Origin of the sequence: Pseudomonas sp. 57B-090624 (assembly GCF_003234055.1) — a bacterium.
Taxonomy (GTDB): domain Bacteria; phylum Pseudomonadota; class Gammaproteobacteria; order Pseudomonadales; family Pseudomonadaceae; genus Metapseudomonas; species Metapseudomonas tohonis.
Window position 1 is genome coordinate 1 of sequence record NZ_QKRU01000014.1, and the last position, 15,122, is coordinate 15,122.

Annotated in this window: 15 protein-coding genes; 6 read left to right on the top strand and 9 right to left on the bottom strand. The window is 66.8% G+C overall.

The genetic code is table 11. The features are described 5' to 3' along the window. Together DMX10_RS08840 and DMX10_RS08845 are read left to right on the top strand one after the other, a co-directional pair. The coding region (locus DMX10_RS08840; RefSeq protein ID WP_256604777.1) for a divergent polysaccharide deacetylase family protein at nucleotides 1-784 on the top strand (784 nt) is incomplete at its 5' end. Nucleotides 785-881: 97 nt separating this feature from the next. Then, a complete protein-coding gene (locus DMX10_RS08845; RefSeq protein ID WP_111260735.1) occupies nucleotides 882-2,372 on the top strand; it encodes a hypothetical protein in 1,491 nt (496 codons plus the stop codon). Between the two features lie 398 nt (nucleotides 2,373-2,770). Here the strand turns inward: DMX10_RS08845 and DMX10_RS08850 are convergent, their stop codons facing one another. The 8 genes from DMX10_RS08850 to DMX10_RS08885 form a co-directional block, all read right to left on the bottom strand. Further along, nucleotides 2,771-3,526: an ABC transporter substrate-binding protein gene (locus DMX10_RS08850; RefSeq protein ID WP_111260736.1), complete on the bottom strand. Its 756-nt coding sequence runs from the start codon at nucleotides 3,524-3,526 to the stop codon at nucleotides 2,771-2,773. Nucleotides 3,527-3,657: 131 nt separating this feature from the next. Continuing rightward, nucleotides 3,658-4,413, bottom strand: a complete 756-nt coding sequence (locus DMX10_RS08855) for an ABC transporter substrate-binding protein (protein WP_111260737.1) — start codon at nucleotides 4,411-4,413, stop codon at nucleotides 3,658-3,660. A gap of 137 nt (nucleotides 4,414-4,550) precedes the next feature. Continuing rightward, the gene (hisF, locus tag DMX10_RS08860) at nucleotides 4,551-5,321 is read right to left on the bottom strand and encodes an imidazole glycerol phosphate synthase subunit HisF (protein ID WP_111260738.1); all 771 of its coding nucleotides are present in this window, start codon (nucleotides 5,319-5,321) and stop codon (nucleotides 4,551-4,553) included. Nucleotides 5,322-5,404: 83 nt separating this feature from the next. Beyond that, on the bottom strand, nucleotides 5,405-6,151 hold the full coding sequence (gene hisA, locus DMX10_RS08865) for a 1-(5-phosphoribosyl)-5-[(5-phosphoribosylamino)methylideneamino]imidazole-4-carboxamide isomerase (RefSeq protein ID WP_111260739.1): 747 nt from the start codon (nucleotides 6,149-6,151) through the stop codon (nucleotides 5,405-5,407). 95 nt (nucleotides 6,152-6,246) lie between these two features. After that, complete coding sequence (locus DMX10_RS08870) at nucleotides 6,247-6,507, bottom strand: DUF2164 domain-containing protein (RefSeq protein ID WP_111260740.1); 261 nt, start codon at nucleotides 6,505-6,507, stop codon at nucleotides 6,247-6,249. Nucleotides 6,508-6,510: 3 nt separating this feature from the next. Further along, the gene (gene hisH / locus DMX10_RS08875) at nucleotides 6,511-7,149 is read right to left on the bottom strand and encodes an imidazole glycerol phosphate synthase subunit HisH (protein WP_111260741.1); all 639 of its coding nucleotides are present in this window, start codon (nucleotides 7,147-7,149) and stop codon (nucleotides 6,511-6,513) included. Then, complete coding sequence (gene hisB / locus DMX10_RS08880; protein ID WP_111260742.1) at nucleotides 7,149-7,742, bottom strand: imidazoleglycerol-phosphate dehydratase HisB; 594 nt, start codon at nucleotides 7,740-7,742, stop codon at nucleotides 7,149-7,151. The genes hisH and hisB overlap by 1 nt, the downstream gene beginning before the upstream one ends. Before the next feature lie 151 nt (nucleotides 7,743-7,893). Then, complete coding sequence (locus DMX10_RS08885; protein WP_111260743.1) at nucleotides 7,894-9,549, bottom strand: OFA family MFS transporter; 1,656 nt, start codon at nucleotides 9,547-9,549, stop codon at nucleotides 7,894-7,896. A gap of 160 nt (nucleotides 9,550-9,709) precedes the next feature. On the opposite strand from DMX10_RS08885, the gene DMX10_RS08890 reads away from it, so the two are divergent. After that, nucleotides 9,710-10,108: an acetyl-CoA sensor PanZ family protein gene (locus DMX10_RS08890; protein WP_111260744.1), complete on the top strand. Its 399-nt coding sequence runs from the start codon at nucleotides 9,710-9,712 to the stop codon at nucleotides 10,106-10,108. Between the two features lie 3 nt (nucleotides 10,109-10,111). Here the strand turns inward: DMX10_RS08890 and DMX10_RS08895 are convergent, their stop codons facing one another. Next, nucleotides 10,112-11,329, bottom strand: a complete 1,218-nt coding sequence (locus DMX10_RS08895; protein WP_111260745.1) for a sterol desaturase family protein — start codon at nucleotides 11,327-11,329, stop codon at nucleotides 10,112-10,114. 213 nt (nucleotides 11,330-11,542) lie between these two features. Between DMX10_RS08895 and DMX10_RS08900 the strand changes: the two genes are divergently transcribed. The 3 genes from DMX10_RS08900 to DMX10_RS08910 are packed head-to-tail and all read left to right on the top strand — an operon-like array spanning nucleotide 11,543 to nucleotide 15,101. Then, a complete protein-coding gene (locus tag DMX10_RS08900) occupies nucleotides 11,543-13,768 on the top strand; it encodes an AsmA family protein (RefSeq protein WP_111260746.1) in 2,226 nt (741 codons plus the stop codon). Continuing rightward, nucleotides 13,765-14,832: an A/G-specific adenine glycosylase gene (gene mutY / locus DMX10_RS08905; RefSeq protein WP_111260747.1), complete on the top strand. Its 1,068-nt coding sequence runs from the start codon at nucleotides 13,765-13,767 to the stop codon at nucleotides 14,830-14,832. The genes DMX10_RS08900 and mutY overlap by 4 nt, the downstream gene beginning before the upstream one ends. Next, complete coding sequence (locus tag DMX10_RS08910; RefSeq protein ID WP_111260748.1) at nucleotides 14,829-15,101, top strand: oxidative damage protection protein; 273 nt, start codon at nucleotides 14,829-14,831, stop codon at nucleotides 15,099-15,101. The genes mutY and DMX10_RS08910 overlap by 4 nt, the downstream gene beginning before the upstream one ends. Nucleotides 15,102-15,122: the final 21 nt, after the last annotated feature.

The following is a 15,122-nucleotide window of genomic DNA, read 5'->3' on the forward strand; positions in this document are numbered from 1 at the left end:
GTCCAACCCAGGCCCGGCAACACCGCCCGCCAAGGCCGACGGGCCGGCGCAGGCCGCTCCCGCCGCTCCGGCCACCCCGCTCGACAGCCGCCCGCGCCTGACCCTGGTGATCGACGACCTCGGCCAGACACCCGAGCGTGATCGACGCGTGCTCGCCCTGCCCGGCCCGGTGGCCCTGTCGATCATCCCCGATGCGCCCCACGCCACCCAGTTGGCCAACACCGCCCACGCCGCCGGCAAGACGGTGATGCTGCACCTGCCCATGGACCCGGCCGGCGGCCCCTTCGCCTGGCGCCCGGACATGCCGGTGGACGAACTGCAGCGGCGCCTCGACGCCGCCTTGCGCGTGGTGCCTCACGCCCAGGGCCTGAACAACCACATGGGCAGCCGCATGACCGCCCAGCCCCAGGCCATGGCCTGGCTGATGCACCGCCTGCAGGGCGATCACCGCTTCTTCATCGACAGCCGCACCAGCGCCGCCACCGTGGCCGCCGCCGAAGCGCAGAAGATCGGCCTGGCGAGCCTCTCGCGGGATGTCTTCCTCGACGACGACATGCACCCCGAAGCCATCGCCGCACAGTTCCAAGCCGCGCTCAAGCTCGCCCGCAAGCAAGGCTCGGCGGTGATGATCGGTCACCCCCACCCCGCCACCCTGGCGCTGCTCGAACGCGAGCTACCGCGCCTGAAGGCACAGGGCTTCGAGCTGATCGGGGTGCAGCAGATGATCGCCCTGCGCAGCAACCGCGCCATGGCGGCCCACGGCAAGGGCGGCGTCTATCGCTGAATCGGCGTGCGCCAGCGCAAATTCCCCGGCATCGCGGCTGGGCAAACGTGCGGCGAATACTTAGGCTTCAGCGCCTCTTCTGCAAGGATGCCGCTCCATGTCCCGTCGCGTTTCCCTGATCAAGGCCCTCCTCCTCCTGGCGTTCGCCATCGCCGCGGCGGTGCCCACGGGCTATATCTGGATCATTGTCAGCGCCAAGCTGGAACTCGGCGGCGCCAGCCCGGGCGAAGAGGTCGTGGGCACCACCAGCCGCGTCGAGCAACGGGCCCGCCAGCAATACTGCACCGGCGTGCTGGCGACACCGAAGAACACCTGGCTGGTCGGCCGAATGGACCGCGCGGAAAAGGCCGAGGAACAGCCCGGCATCGACCTCGATGCACTGATCCGCGGCGGCGCTGCCGAACCGGACGACGAGGAGCCCTCGGGCTTCGGTGGCCTCTTCGGCGGCGGCCTCTCCAGCGATCCGCAGACCACCTACCTGTCGCGGCTCGACGCCAACGGCGAGTTCGTCCAGGTCGCCCACCTCGGCGAAACCGCCTGCCTGGTGGCGACGCCCGATGGCGACGCCCTTTACCTGCTCACCGGCGTCAACCGCCCCGATGAGTGGCAGCAGGCGGATATCCGGCAGACGGTGGTCCTGCGCAGCGACGACCAGGGCGCCAGCTGGGCGCCCCTGGACCAGGGCCTGCTGGCGGAGGCCAACGACCTGGCCTGGGCGCTCGAACCCTATTTCTTCGACAACCGGCAGGTCTGGGCCTGGGCCAGCCTGCCGCAGAGCGGCAGTGCCTACGGCGCGCCCGAGAACCTGCGCGGCGGCCTCTACTACTCGCCCGACCAGGGCGCGACCCGCGAGGCGATCGTCGCCAGCGACGATCTGCTGGTCAGCCTCGACACCATCCGCAGTCGCGCACCTGAAGGCGTCAACTGGGGCGACTACAACGGCGAGTACGGCCGCATCACCAGCCACATCCGGCAGTTCGACGACCAGCACGCGGCGATCTGGGTCTCGCAGTCCTTTCTCTACGGCGAGCCCGACGGCATGTACCTGACCACCCCGGTGTTCGTCACCAGCAAGGCCCGCCTGGTACGTGAACAGGGCCAGTGGCGGATGGGCCCGCTGGAACGGGAGTTCGGCCTGCACCTGGACGAGGTGGTGAGCAACGACGACAAGCGCGTGATCGCGGTGATCGAGCGCGAAGGAGACGAGGCCACCCGGGTCGCCGAACTGGACCGGCAGACCCTCGACTGGCAAGCCCGGGGCAGCCTGCCCAGCCCATTCTGGCCGCTGCCCTCCAGCACCGGCCTGCGCGGGTTCAGCATCGGCAAGGGGGTTCTGCTGGCCAATACCGACAGCAGCTACAGCGTCCCCCTGTGGCTCTACCCAAAGGGCAACGGCGAGCCGGCGACCATTTCCTCCGATGCGGTGTTCTATTCACGTGACTGGGGTCGGAGCTGGAGCCGCCTCGCCATCGAAGGCTACCTGGGCGTGCAGGGGCTGGACCCGCGCACCGACCGGGTGTTCTGGGCAGAAGGCGACTGGTACGACGTCAACCCGGACAAGCGCATCCACAGCTACCGCCTGGACTGACGCGCACGGCAGAGCCTGCCAGAGCAGCCGTATGAGGGGGTTCATTTGAGCTTGGGAAACCACGCCCTTAGGGCGTGGTCATGAGTTATCGGCTCTGCCCCTGACGATTCGAGTTGAGAACCCAGCAGGATGAACGCGTGCCGTGGGGTGTGCCGTGCGCACCGCCACACGGTGCTTCTGGCAGGCTCCCCTGGTGCGCGTGGCACACCCTATGTCCACACGCCGAAGTCTGGCTACGCCCCTTCATAGGGACCAAGGCACGTCGACGCTCTACGAATCCGGATTTTTACCCGGTGATGGGCAGCCCGTGTGTACACGGGGCCTAATCGACAGAACGTCAAAGCACCAGAACGGTGCAAGCGCTACCCACCCTGCGAGATGGGTAGCGGCAGGCGGGGTTACAGGTAGTTCTTGGTCACTTCGTCGACGAAGCCATCGGCACGCATCTGGTCGAGGGCCTTCTGCAGGCGCTCGATCACCTCGTCCGGGGTGTCCTTGTTGAAGGCCAGGTACAGCTCGGCATCATTGAAGCGCAGCACGGTCTGCAGGCCGGTGACGCCTTCCTGCTTGGCCAGGTAGCGGCCGACCGGGTCGGTGGTGGCCCACAGGTCGATCTGCCCCTTGATCAGCTTCTTCACGTTCTCCTGGTCACGCAGGGCGTTCTGCGGGGACAGGCCCTGGCTTTCCAGGTGCTGGCTCACGGCGTCGTTCTTGTACGCGCCGATGCGGTACTGGCCGGCGCTCTTCAGGTCCTTGAGGGCGATGTTGTTGCCCGGGGCGGCGAGCAGCACCCAGCCGGTCTTGGCGACGGGGCCGACCCACTTGAACAGCGGCTGGCGCTCGGGCGTGAAGGTGGTGGAAAACAGGCCGTAGTTGGGCTTGTCCAGGGTCAGGCGATAGAGCCGATCCCAGGGGAAGCGCAGGGTGAGGGTGTATTCGATGTTCGCGCGCTTGAACATCTCGCGGACGATATCGGTGCTGATGCCGTCGATGCCGTCGTCACGGGCGAAGTTCTTGTCGTCCACCGCCATGTTGAAGGGCGGGAAGTTCTCGGTCAGCAACACGACCTTGTAGTCGGCCGGAAGCTCGGCGCGGGCCCCGAAGGCCAGGAACATCAGGCCCAGGGTCAGGGCGTTTCTCATCAGTTTGTGCATTGTCATCCGCTCGCTTGAATTTGTGGTTATGGCTAGCGACTTCCCTGCATGGGCCTCGGCCCACGGACGTATGGATCGCCCCGTCCTGCCATCCAATGGCAAGCGACCGGCTCTTGGCCGGTCGCTGGGTATCACAGGTAGCTGTTGAGGATCTGGTCGACCAGGCCCTCGGCGCGCATCTTGTCCAGCGCGTCCTGCAGGCGCTTGACCACCTCGTCGGGGGTCTCCTTGTTCAGCGCCAGGAACAGTTCGGCCTTGTTGAAGCGCAGCACGGTCTTCAGGCCCGAGACGCCTTCCTGCTTGGCCAGGTAGCGGCCGGCGGGGTCACCGGTGGCCCAGAGGTCGATCTGGCCCTTCTCCAGCTTCTTGGCGTTCTCCTGGTCACGCAGGGAGGTCGTTGCCTCGATGCCTTTCTCGGCCAGGGCCTGGGAGATGGCATCGCCCTTGTAGGCGCCGACCTTGTATTGCTTGGCCTGCTCCAGGCTGGTGAGGCTGATGGTGCTGTCGCCACGGGCGAGCAGGACCCAGTCGTCCGGGCCGATGGGGCCGACCCACTTGAAGGACTGCTCGCGCTCCGGCAGGCGGGCGGTGACGAAGATGCCGTAGTCGGGCTTCTCCAGCGCCAGCTTGTAGATGCGCTCCCAGGGGAAGCGCAGGGTCAGGTTGTACTTGATGCCTGCGCGTTTGAACATTTCCTTCACCACGTCCACGGCGATGCCGTCGACGTTGTCTTCCTGAGCGAAGTTCTTTCCGTTGATCGCCATGTTGTAGGGCGGGAAATTCTCCGTCAGCAGCACCACCGAGTAATTCTCATCCACATCGGCGCGGGCGAATCCGGCCAGCACCATGAGAGTGCCCGCCAGAGCGAGCAGGAGGCGTTTCGACATATACAACTACCTTGTAAGGAGGGATGGGAAAAACCGCTGATTCGGTCCCCGTGGGTACAGGGTAACGACGTCAGCCGCCCAGGCTGCGAACCGGATCACGGTTGCAGCCGAAGCTCAATTAAAGGCAAGAATCGTGCTCAACGCACGACGATGCCGCGACTTGCGAGATAGGCCTTGGCCTCCGGCACGGTGAATTCGCCGAAGTGGAAGATGCTCGCCGCTAGCACCGCGTCGGCCTTGCCTTCGAGAATGCCGGCCGCCAGGTGCTCCAGGTTGCCCACGCCACCGGAGGCGATCACCGGGATGCCGACGGTTTCGCTGATGGCCCGGGTGACGCCCAGGTCATAGCCGCTCTTCACGCCGTCCTGGTCCATGCTGGTCAGGAGGATCTCGCCGGCACCCAGCTCTTCCATCTTCTTCGACCAAGCCACGGCATCCAGGCCGGTGGGCTTGCGCCCGCCGTGGGTGAAAATTTCCCAGCGCGGCGTTTCCCCGGGTGCGGAAACCTTCTTCGCGTCGATGGCGACCACGATGCACTGGGAACCGAAGCGCGCGGCGGCCTCGCCGACGAACTCCGGGTTGAACACCGCGGCGGTGTTGATGGAGACCTTGTCGGCACCGGCGTTGAGCAGGTTGCGGATGTCCTGCACGGTGCGCACGCCGCCGCCCACGGTCAGCGGGATGAACACCTGGCTGGCCATGCGTTCCACCGTGTGCAGGGTGGTGTCGCGGCCATCGACGCTGGCGGTGATGTCGAGGAAGGTGATCTCGTCCGCGCCCTGCTCGTCGTAGCGACGGGCGATCTCCACCGGATCACCGGCATCGCGGATGTTCTCGAACTTCACGCCCTTGACCACGCGGCCGTTGTCCACGTCGAGGCAGGGGATGATGCGTTTAGCCAGGGCCATGCTTTTTCTCCGAAAAACAGCTGCAGGCTGCAAGCGGCGCGCTTCAGGAGCGGGCCAGGACCAGCAGCGCCGTTACGTGTCGCTTATCGCTTGCCGCTTGTCGCTGCATCGCAGAAGGCCTGGGCCTCGGCGACGTCCAGGGTGCCTTCGTAGATGGCGCGGCCGGTGATGGCGCCGATGATGCCGGGGGCCTTGGCGGCCAGCAGCTTCTCGATGTCACCCAGGTTGTGGATGCCGCCGGAGGCGATCACCGGGATGCGGCTGGCGGCGGCCAGGGCCGCGGTGGCCTCGACGTTGCAGCCCTGCATCATCCCGTCCTTGGCGATGTCGGTGTAGACGATGGCGGAGACGCCGTCGGCCTCGAAGCGACGGGCCAGGTCCACGGCCTGCACGGTGCTGACCTCGGCCCAGCCGTCGGTGGCGACGAAGCCGTCCTTGGCGTCCAGGCCGACGATGACCTTGCCCGGGAAGGCCTTGCACGCCTCGGTGACGAATTCCGGCTGCTTCACCGCCTTGGTGCCGATGATCACGTAGCTGACACCGGCCTTGACGTAGTGCTCGATGGTTTCCAGGGAGCGGATGCCGCCGCCGATCTGGATCGGCAGGTTCGGGTAGCGCCTGGCAATGGCGGTGACCACCTCGCCGTTCACCGGCTGGCCTTCGAAGGCACCGTTCAGGTCCACCAGGTGCAGGCGGCGGCAGCCACCCTCCACCCATTTGGCGGCCATGCTCACCGGGTCGTCGGAGAACACCGTGGAATCTTCCATGCGGCCCTGGCGCAAGCGCACGCAGGCACCGTCCTTCAGATCGATTGCGGGAATAATCAGCATGTCTTTTTTCCTAACGTCTAAAAGAGCGGCAAGTTGCGAGCCTCAAGCTGCAAGCAGGCGCATTGGTTTCTCTTGCAGCTTGGGACTCGTCGCCCTCAGTTACCTTTCTCGAGCGCCCACAGGTCGCTCTCGATGCTCTCGAACCTGTCTTTCAGGTGCGCCTGCACGTCGAAGATCGCCTTGTTATAGAAGGTCGGGGCGAATTCCCGGGCGAAGAAATCCAGTACTTCCTCGGCCTCGAACGAGCCCAGCTCCAGCTCGAAGCGCTCGGCCATGAAGCGCTTGATCGCCAGCACGGCGCCTTGCGTCTGGGCGGCATCGAGTTGCAGGACGGGGGCTTTCTTCGCGCGGCTCATGGCTTACCAGCGGCCATCCCAGGCGGCGAAGTTCTGCAGCAGCTGCAGGCCGTTGGTGTGGCTCTTCTCCGGGTGGAACTGCACGGCGAAGCGCGAGCCTTCGGCCAGCGCGGCGGCGAAATCCTTGCCGTAGTGGCCGCGACCGGCCACCTGGCGCGGGTTGCCGGCCTCGATGTAGTAGCTGTGCACGAAGTAGAAGCGGCCGTGGTCGGGAATGCCGTGCCACAGCGGGTGGTCGAGGGTACGGGCCACCTCGTTCCAGCCCATGTGCGGCACCTTCAGGTGCTCGCCATCCTCAACCATGCCCTTGCCGAAGAAGCGCACCTTGCCGGGGAACAGGCCGATGCAGTCGACCCCGCCGTTCTCCTCGCTGTGCTCCAGCAGCGCCTGCATGCCGACGCAGATGCCGAGGAAGGGACGGTCCCTGCTCACTTCGCGCACCAGTTCGTCGAAGCCCAGGCGGCGGATCTCGGCCATGCAGTCGCGGATCGCCCCCACGCCGGGGAAGACCACGCGATCGGCCTCGCGGATGACGTTGGCGTCGCTGGTGACCATCACCCGCCCGGCGCCCACGTGTTCCAGGGCCTTGGCAACCGAGTGCAGGTTGCCCATGCCGTAATCGATGACAGCGACCGTCTGCATCAGAGCACGCCCTTGGTGGAAGGCATCTGGCCGGCCATGCGCGGGTCGAGCTCGATGGCCATGCGCAGCGCGCGGCCGAAGGCCTTGAACACGGTCTCGATCTGGTGGTGGGTGTTGTGGCCACGCAGGTTGTCGATGTGCAGGGTCACCAGGGCGTGGTTGACGAAGCCCTGGAAGAACTCCTGGAACAGGTCCACGTCGAAGCCACCGACCACGGCGCGGGTGAAGGGCACGTGCATCTGCAGGCCGGGGCGACCGGAGAAGTCGATCACCACGCGCGACAGCGCTTCGTCCAGCGGCACGTAGGAGTGGCCGTAGCGGACGACGCCCTTCTTGTCGCCGATGGCCTGGGCGAAGGCCTGGCCGAGGGTGATACCGACGTCTTCGACGGTGTGGTGGTCGTCGATATGCAGATCACCCTTGCACTCGATGTCCAGGTCGATCAGCCCATGGCGGGCGATCTGGTCGAGCATGTGCTCGAGGAAGGGCACGCCGATGTCGAAGCGCGCCTTGCCAGTGCCATCCAGGTTGATCGAGACCTTGATCTGGGTCTCCAGGGTGTTGCGTTCGACGGATGCCTTACGTTCGGCCATCACCAGCTCCGCAAAAATCATTGGGCAAAAGGGGCGACATTATAGGCCGAGAATGCGACGGGCTTGAAGCCGATCGGCGGGAGGACTGCAGGAGGGCTGAAACGCTCGGGGCCGACATGCTGTCGGCCCCGGCGATTCACAGGCGTGGCACTCAGCTGAACAGCGCAGCTGTCTTCTGCAGGGTGATCCACACGCCCCATGCCAGCGGCAGGCCCACGGCCAGCCAGGCGGCGATCACCAGCGGCTTGCTGGACGGATCGGCCGCCCACTCGAGGTCTGCGGCTTCCTTGCTGGCGTCATGGCCGATGGCACGCTCGGCGGCCAGTTCGGCGTCGGTCATGAAGTACTTCGGATCCACCGGGCGCACCAGCATGTTGCAGATGAAGCCCAGCACCAGCAGGCCGGCGAGGATGTACAGGGTGATGTCGTACGCGGCGGCACGCTCGACGCCGATGCTCAGCTGGTATTCGCGGATGTAGTTCACCAGCACCGGGCCGAGGATGCCGGCGAAGGCCCAGGCGGTCAGCAGGCGTCCGTGGATGGCACCGACCATCTGGGTGCCGAACAGGTCCGCCAGGTAGGCCGGCACGGTGGCGAAGCCGCCGCCGTACATGGACAGGATCAGGCAGAAGCAGAACACGAAGAACGCGACGCTGCCCAGGTGACCGGTCCAGGGCACCAGCGCGTAGAGCACGAAGCCGAGGGCGAAGAACACGAAGTAGGTCGCCTTGCGCCCGATCAGGTCGGAGAAGGACGCCCAGAAGAAGCGGCCACCGATGTTGAACAGGCTCAGCAGGCCGGTGAAGCCCGCGGCGATGGCGGCGATTTGCGCCAGCTGCGCGGCATCAAGCTGGTTGAAGCTCAGGTGGTTGCCGATCAGCTTGCCGGCGAAGACTTCCTGCAGCAGCGGGGAGGCCATGCCGATGATGCCGATGCCGGCGGAGACGTTGAGGCACAGCACGGCCCAGACCAGCCAGAACTGCGGGGTCTTCCAGGCGGTGTTCACGTGGACGTGGCCCTTGGTGATCATCGCGTTGTTGACGCGCTTCACCGGTGCGGTCCAGCCCTTGGGCTTCCAGCCGGTCGGCGGTACGCGGTAGGCCAGGGCGCCACCGACCATGAAGACGAAGTAGATCGCCGCCATGACCACGAAGCTCTGCCAGACGCCGACGCTTTCAGCGCTGGCGAAGTGGTTCATCAGCTCGGCAGCCAGGGGCGCACCGACCATCGCGCCACCGCCGAAGCCCATGATCGCCATGCCGGTGGCCATGCCGCGCTTGTCCGGGAACCACTTGATCAGGGTCGAAACCGGCGAGATATAGCCGAGACCGAGGCCGATGCCGCCGATCACGCCCAGGCCCACCCACATCAGCCAGATCTGGTGGATATAGACGCCGAACGCCGCGATCAGCAGGCCGCCGCACCAGCAGAAGGCCGAGACCAGGCCCGCCTTGCGCGGCCCGGCATGTTCCAGCCAGCCGCCCCAGACGGCGGCCGAGCAGCCGAGGAAGATGAAGAACAGGGTGTAGATCCAGCCGAGCATCGAGATCTGCCAGTCGCAATCGCTGGCGAAGACCTGGGCGAAGAAGCCCAGCTCGGGGGCACAGGCGACCGGCGCGGTGATGCCGATGGCCTTGGACAGGGGCAGCCAGAACACGGAGAAACCGTAGGCCATGCCGATGCACAGGTGGATGGCGAGGGCCGCCGGCGGAACCAGCCAGCGGTTGAAGCCCTGTCGGGCCACCGTCCGTTCCTTCGACAGGAACGCCGGCCGGGCGTCGCTGCCCGGACTCAAGGTACTGCTCATTGATTATTTATCCTTTATAGGTGCACGCAGGTGGGCGGCCCGTACCGAACTGGTTGCTCCCCAAGCACGGGCCACGCGCAAAACCGCAAGTCCCACGAGACTGCGGCATTGCGTCGCGTATTATCCCGTCCTCACCGCCCGCGCCTCAATAAGGACTCGCATGCCCGTCATCGTCGAAACCCCCAGCACGATCAGCGACCAGGACAGGAACGACCTCGCCCGCATCTACGCCGACGCCCCCGATTGGCTGTTCGCACCTTTTGCCGGGACTGAGCACCTGGTCACATCCGCGCTGGCCGAAGGCAGCCTGATCACCGGCCGCTTCAACGATCGCCTGCTCGGTGCAGCCCTGCTGCGCCGTGGCGAAAAGCACTGGCAGCTCTCGCACCTCTGCGTGCGTGCCATCACCCGCCAGCGTGGCGTGGCCGGGCGCCTGCTCGACGAAGCCCGGCGCATGGCCCGTGAAGCCGGCTGCGAGCTGCAGCTGGCAGCCCCCGCCGACCACCTGGAAAGCCAAGCGCTGGCCGCCCGCACCCACCTGCCGCTGGTCGGCTTCTAAGCCTCAGGCCGTCGCGGCCCCCTGCGCCGTGCGGCCCAGCAGCACCAGCCAGGCCAGGCTGCCCAGGCACACCCCCACCAGCACCAGCCCCAGCCACCACAGCCCCGGCGCCAGCCAGACGCTCCAGCCCAGCGCGAGGCCGGCCATCGCCACCAGGCGCAGCGCCTCGACTCTCCAGAGGGTGCCGCGCCCCTCGAACAGCACCCCCAGGCTCAGGCAGCCCGCAAGGATCGCCACCACCAGCAGCCAGGGCTCCCACACCGCCGCGCGGCGCACGCTGGCGAGAAAACCCAGCGCCAGCAGGTTGATCAGCAGGAACTGCACGAAGGCGTAGGCCACCAGCTGCCGGGGGTAATTGGCCTCGAAACGCTCCTCGGTCATCGCCGGCCAGGGCCGCTCGCGCACATCCGCCGGGCGCCAGCCGGTAGGCATCCACCACAGGCGCAGCCTGTCCCACCAGGAGCGGGTCGCCCGGGCGTCGGCCCAGAGCAGCCGCCACCAGCTGAACTGCAGGCGGATCGGGTCGAAGGTGCGCACCGGCGTGGTCACGCCATAGATCACCGGCTCGCGCTCCTCGGTGAAAGTGCCGAACAGCTTGTCCCAGAGGATGAACACACCACCGTGGTTGCGATCGATGTAGCAATCGTTCTGCCCGTGATGCACGCGGTGCAGCGACGGCGTCACCAGCACCGTCTCCAGCCAGCCAAGGCGCCCTACGTGCTGGCTGTGGATCCAGAACTGGTAGGTGAGCTGCACGCCCAGCAGCACCAGAAACAGTGGCAACGGCAGCCCGAGCAGCGCCAGGGGCAGGTAGAAGGGCCAGTCGAAGGCGGTCTGGAAGGCCCCCTTGCGCAGCGCGGTGGACAGGTTGAAGTCCTCGCTGGAATGGTGCGGCTGGTGCGCGCCCCACAGCAGGTTGTAGCGATGCAGGGTGCGGTGGGCCCAGTAGAAGCAGAAATCCACCGCGACGAAGCCGCCGAGCCAGACCCAGGGCGAGGCCGCATCCAGCTCCAGCAGCCGCCCGTGTTCGTAGAGCCAGGCATAGGGCAGCACCAGCAGCAGGCGCAGCGGGCCTTCCAGCAGCACCCGCAGCACGGCGGTGTTGATGCTGGTGGCGGCGTCCGCCAGGCGGTAGGTGGAGCGGCCGGAATACCGCTCGTAGGCGAGCTCCAGCAGCATCAGCAGGATGTAGAGCGGGAAGGCCAGCACCGCCACGTTCATGGGCACCTCGTCATTGTCATACCGGTGGCGGCCAGACTAGATCAGCGCCACGCCGCCCTTCCCGGCCGCTCACGCCAAACGGCGGTGCGACGCGCGCCAGATCCGCCGGGCAGCCGGTGAACCGCCGGGCGATTTCATCATCCAAACACCTGACCTCACGGGCGCTATACTCGGCGCCCTCAATCCAACTGCATCCACCACAAGGACTCGTCCATGAAATCCATCGGCAAACTCCTGGGCCTACTCCTCCTCGGACTGTTGCTGATCGTCGTGGCGCTGGGCTTCGCCCTGACCCACCTGTTCGACCCTAACGACTACAAGGACGAGATCCGCCAGATCGCCCGCGACAAGGCCAACCTGGAACTCGACCTCAAGGGCGACATCGGCTGGAGCCTGTTCCCCTGGCTGGGCCTGGAGCTGCACGACACCACCCTGGCCAGCGCCGCCACCCCCGACAAACCCTTCGCCGACCTGGCCATGCTCGGCCTCTCCGTGCGCGTGCTGCCGCTGCTGCGCAAGGAAGTGCAGATGAGCGACATCCGCATCGAGGGCCTCAACCTGACCCTGATGCGTGACGAGAAGGGCCACGGCAACTGGGAAGACATCGGCCGCCCGGCCCAGGCTACCCAGGCCGCGCCCACCGACGCCACCGAGCCGGGCACCCCGGGCGATACCCCGGCCCAGCAGCCCGACAGCGCGCCGGCGCGCCCGCTGAAGCTGGACATCGACAGCCTCACCGTGAACAACGCCCGCGTCGACTACACCGACGCCAAGACCGGCAAGCAATACAGCGCCGAAAGCATCGAGCTGACCACCGGCGCCATCCGCGAAGCCGCCAGCATCCCGTTCAAGCTCACCGCCTTCTTCGGCAGCAACCAGCCGCTGATGCGCGCCAAGACCGAACTGGCCGCCAGCCTGCGCTTCGACCGCGCCCTCAAGCGCTACCAGCTCGAAGACGCCAGGCTCAGCGGTGAAGCCTCGGGCGAGCCGCTCAAGGGCAAGACCCTCACCTTCAACGCCCAGGGCCAGCTGCTGGCCGACCTCGCCGCCAACGTCGCCGAGTGGAACGGCCTGAAGCTCTCCGCCAACCAGCTGCGCGCCCTCGGCGAGCTCAAGGTCCACGACCTCGACAAGACCCCACGCCTGGAAGGCGGCCTGTCCATCGCCCAGCTCGATTTGCGCGAGTTCCTCGCCGGGCTCGGCGTCGAACTGCCACCCATGCAGGACGCCGGCACCCTGAAGAAATTCGAGATGGCCGCCAAGCTGGCCGGTACGCCCGGCAGCCTCGCCCTGGAACAGCTCAACCTGAAGCTGGACGACAGCACCTTCAACGGCCGCCTGGCCATCGCCGACCTCGACAAAGAAGCCCTGCGCGTGCAGCTCAAGGGCGACAAGCTCGACCTCGACCGCTACCTGCCGCCGCAGAAGAAGGACAAGGACACCAGCGCGCGCCAGGCCGAAGTGCAAGGCGCCGTCGCCGCTGCCGGCCAGGCCGGTACCACGCCGCTGCCCGACAAGCCCACCCAGCAGGCCTGGAGCCAGGAACCGGTGCTGCCGCTGGAGACCCTGCGCAAGCTCGACCTGGAAGCCGACCTCGCCTTCGGCCAGTTGACCGTCGACAAGCTGCCCCTGGGCGACGCCCGCCTCAAGGCCCGCGGCAAGGGCGGCCTGGTCGAACTGGAACAGCTGCGTGGCGCCCTCTACGGCGGCGACTTCGAGGCCAAGGCCAGCCTCGACGTACGCCCGCCGGTGCCGCTGCTGACCGCGCAGAAGCGCATCAACCACATCCCGGTGGAGAAGATCCTCACCGCCCTGGAACAGAAGCCCCCGGTACGCGGCGCCCTCGACCTCAGCGCCGACATCCGCACCAGCGGCAACAGCCAGAAGGCCTGGGTCGACGGCCTCAACGGCACCGCCAGCTTCGTCCTGAACGACGGCGCGCTGCTCGACGCCAACCTCGAACAGCAACTGTGCCAGGGCATCGCCACGCTCAACCGCAAGGCCCTCACCACCACCTACAGCGGCAAGGAGACCCCCTTCGAGCAGCTGCAGGGCAGCCTGGTGTTCAACAACGGCGTGGCCAGCAACCCCGACCTCAAGGCGCGCATCCCCGGCCTGTCGCTGAGCGGCAACGGTGATGTGGACCTGCGCGTGCTCGGTCTCGACTACCGCATCGGCATCGTCATCGAGGGCGACAAGGGCGAGATGCCCGACCCGGCCTGCCAGGTGAACAAGCGCTACGTCGGCATCGAATGGCCGCTGCACTGCCGTGGCCCGCTGGAGATCGGCGCCAAGGCCTGCCGCCTGGACAAGGACGGCATGGGCAAGATCGCCGCCAGGCTGGCCGGCGACAAGATCAGCGAGAAGCTCGAAGAGAAGCTCGGCGACAAGGTCAGCCCGGAACTCAAGGACGCGCTCAAGGGGTTGTTCAAGCGATGAGCCCCGAGCAGTTCTCCAGCGCCGTCCTCGACTGGTACGACCGCCACGGCCGCCATGACCTGCCCTGGCAGCTGGGCATCACCCCGTACCGCGTCTGGGTTTCCGAAATCATGCTGCAGCAGACCCAGGTCAGCACCGTGCTCGGCTACTTCGACCGCTTCATGGCAGCCCTGCCCACCGTGCGCGACCTGGCCGAAGCCCCCGAGGATGAGGTGCTGCACCTGTGGACCGGCCTGGGCTACTACACCCGTGCGCGCAACCTGCAGAAGACCGCCAAGATCGTCATGGAACGCCACGGCGGCGAGTTCCCCCGCGATGTCGAGCAGCTCGCCGAGCTGCCCGGCATCGGCCGCTCCACCGCCGGCGCCATCGCCAGCCTGTCCATGGGCCTGCGCGCGCCGATCCTCGACGGCAACGTCAAGCGCGTACTGGCCCGCTACGTCGCCCAGGAGGGCTACCCGGGCGAGCCCAAGGTCGCCAGGCAGCTGTGGGCGGTCGCCGAGCGCTTCCTGCCCCACGAACGCGTGAACAACTACACCCAGGCGATGATGGACCTGGGCGCCACCCTCTGCACCCGCAGCAAGCCCAGTTGCCTGCTGTGCCCGCTGCAGAGCGGCTGCCAGGCGCACCTGCTCGGCCTGGAGATCCGCTACCCGATCCCCAAGCCGCGCAAGGAACTGCCGCAGAAGCGCACGCTGATGCCCATCCTGGCCAACCGCGAAGGCGCCATCCTGCTCTACCGCCGCCCCTCTACCGGGCTCTGGGGCGGGCTCTGGAGCCTGCCGGAGCTGGACGACCTGGCCGCCCTCGAACCCATCGCCAGCCAGCACGCCCTGCGCCTGGGCGAGCGCGAGGCGCTGCCGGAGCTGACCCACACCTTCAGCCACTTCCAGCTGGCCATCGAACCCTGGCTGGTGCATGTGGAGGGCGACCAAGGCGTCGTGGCCGATGCCGACTGGCTCTGGTATAACCTCGCCACCCCGCCGCGCCTGGGCCTCGCCGCCCCGGTGAAGAAGCTGCTCAAGCGCGCGGCCGATGTATTGAATGCAGGAGAAAAGCCATGACCCGCACCGTCAAGTGCCGCAAGTACAACGAAGAGCTGCCCGGCCTCGACCGCCCGCCCTACCCCGGTGCCAAGGGCGAGGATATCTTCAACAACGTCTCGAAGAAGGCCTGGGACGAATGGCAGAAGCACCAAACCCTGCTGATCAACGAGCGTCGCCTGAACATGATGAACGCCGAGGACCGCAAGTTCCTCCAGGCCGAGATGGACAAGTTCTTCTCCGGCGAGGAATACGCCAAGGCGGACGGCTACGTCCCCCCGAGCGCGTAAGCGCCCGTAAAGGCTGAAAAT

Bases quoted from the DNA above. Each gene is read 5' to 3' on its own strand.
- DMX10_RS08885 (WP_111260743.1), bottom strand. From the start codon at position 9,549: ATGAGCAGTACCTTGAGTCCGGGCAGCGACGCCCGGCCGGCGTTCCTG.
- hisA (WP_111260739.1), bottom strand. From the start codon at position 6,151: ATGCTGATTATTCCCGCAATCGATCTGAAGGACGGTGCCTGCGTGCGC.
- hisF (WP_111260738.1), bottom strand. From the start codon at position 5,321: ATGGCCCTGGCTAAACGCATCATCCCCTGCCTCGACGTGGACAACGGC.
- DMX10_RS08850 (WP_111260736.1), bottom strand. From the start codon at position 3,526: ATGCACAAACTGATGAGAAACGCCCTGACCCTGGGCCTGATGTTCCTG.
- DMX10_RS08895 (WP_111260745.1), bottom strand. From the start codon at position 11,329: ATGAACGTGGCGGTGCTGGCCTTCCCGCTCTACATCCTGCTGATGCTG.
- DMX10_RS08910 (WP_111260748.1), top strand. From the start codon at position 14,829: ATGACCCGCACCGTCAAGTGCCGCAAGTACAACGAAGAGCTGCCCGGC.
- DMX10_RS08870 (WP_111260740.1), bottom strand. From the start codon at position 6,507: ATGAGCCGCGCGAAGAAAGCCCCCGTCCTGCAACTCGATGCCGCCCAG.
- DMX10_RS08900 (WP_111260746.1), top strand. From the start codon at position 11,543: ATGAAATCCATCGGCAAACTCCTGGGCCTACTCCTCCTCGGACTGTTG.
- DMX10_RS08845 (WP_111260735.1), top strand. From the start codon at position 882: ATGTCCCGTCGCGTTTCCCTGATCAAGGCCCTCCTCCTCCTGGCGTTC.
- hisB (WP_111260742.1), bottom strand. From the start codon at position 7,742: ATGGCCGAACGTAAGGCATCCGTCGAACGCAACACCCTGGAGACCCAG.
- hisH (WP_111260741.1), bottom strand. From the start codon at position 7,149: ATGCAGACGGTCGCTGTCATCGATTACGGCATGGGCAACCTGCACTCG.
- mutY (WP_111260747.1), top strand. From the start codon at position 13,765: ATGAGCCCCGAGCAGTTCTCCAGCGCCGTCCTCGACTGGTACGACCGC.
- DMX10_RS08890 (WP_111260744.1), top strand. From the start codon at position 9,710: ATGCCCGTCATCGTCGAAACCCCCAGCACGATCAGCGACCAGGACAGG.
- DMX10_RS08855 (WP_111260737.1), bottom strand. From the start codon at position 4,413: ATGTCGAAACGCCTCCTGCTCGCTCTGGCGGGCACTCTCATGGTGCTG.